Source organism: Paenibacillus sp. AD87, from assembly GCF_001659845.1.
In the GTDB taxonomy this organism is placed as follows: Bacteria; Bacillota; Bacilli; order Paenibacillales; family Paenibacillaceae; genus Paenibacillus; species Paenibacillus marchantiae.
Genome location: NZ_LXQN01000017.1, coordinates 1 through 1,402, shown reverse-complemented (window position 1 = coordinate 1,402; position 1,402 = coordinate 1). Strand labels below are relative to the sequence as shown.

Genomic DNA, 1,402 nt, shown 5'->3' with positions numbered 1-1,402 from the left:
AGTGCATTGGGAATGGAATGATGCGCAGAATCGGAGCAGTCTGCCCGATATCACACAAACCGATGCGGAGGATTTGGACGGTTATGCAGCTACCTTTGAAGGTAAGCTTATGTCTGATGTACGCATAGATGGGGATCGGGCCGATTTTGAAATGCAGGTCACGTCGATGCTTCCGTTCTCCGATGCATCAACAGCAGCAGTTTCGGAAGGGCGAACTGTGCCTAATGTGAGAGAACATCTAATGGTCCAAGTTCGTCTAGCTGAGGAAGAAGAACAACAAGTAGCAGCGGGGTGGAAGCGAGGAGATTCGATCACGTTGACGGGTGCGCTTGCGCTTCCCGGCGAAGCTAGAAATTTTGGTGGGTTTGACTATCGAAATTACTTAAGGACTCTTCATATCCATTGGTTGTTTAAAGTGAAGGGGGCCAGTTCAGTAACCACTGTTCCTCCTGAAGGGATGGGAAAATTCAATATCCTTCGGTGGAATGACATCGTCAGGCATAAGCTTGGCGCAGCAGTAGAACAGATATTTCCCGAACCTCATGCGGGCTATATGAAAGGTCTGATTATCGGGATGGCTAATGACATCGATCCGGATACATATGGACAATTTTCACAGCTTGGTTTAACTCATATCTTGGCGATCTCCGGAACACATGTCGCGGTGTATGTGGCATCCCTGCTGCTCCTTTTATCCTGGCTTAGGTTAACCCGAGAAACCTCGCTCACCATTGTGTTGCTGCTAATACCTGCATATGTATTGTTGTCTGGCGGTTCGCCATCGGTGATTCGTGCGGGTATCATGTCGATGATTGGCTTGTATATGGCACGGCGTGGCCTTGCCAGGGACGGATTGCAGATGATCAGTGCAGCGGCGTTGTTGATGATGTGGTGGAACCCGTATTTTTTACTAAGCGTGAGCTTCCAATTATCTTTTCTGGTAACAGCCGGACTGATGATTTATATGCCACTGATTAATCGGATATTTAGCAGTTGGCCCAAGGGACTTGCAGCAACAGCTTCTGTGACGGTAACAGCACAACTCATTTCTTTTCCGGTCACGATTCTGTATTTCAACCAGTTTTCACTGCTTTCATTTGTCGCAAACTTCCTGCTTGTATCTTTGATTAGTGCCATTGTACTTCCTCTGGGAACGGTCGCTCTGATTTTATCGTTTCTTTGGATGCCTCTGGTTAAACCATTGGCGTGGATTGCTATTATGCTGAACAAATTGACCTTTGTAAGTGTGGAGTGGATGAATAGTTTGCCTGGTTTTGTGTTGATCTGGGCTACCCCATCGCTACTTTGGATTGCAGCATATTATGCCGTTCTCTATACACTTTTGCGGATCCTTCATCGCGGTCGAGGTGACCAGCCTGTAGTTCAGGGCACAGAAGAGGAT

1 protein-coding gene is annotated in these 1,402 nt (G+C 47.4%); it reads left to right on the top strand.

Annotated features, from left to right (window positions below):
• A partial coding sequence (locus tag gpAD87_RS23700; protein WP_157258559.1) for a ComEC/Rec2 family competence protein occupies positions 1–1,402 on the top strand: 1,402 nt, incomplete at both ends.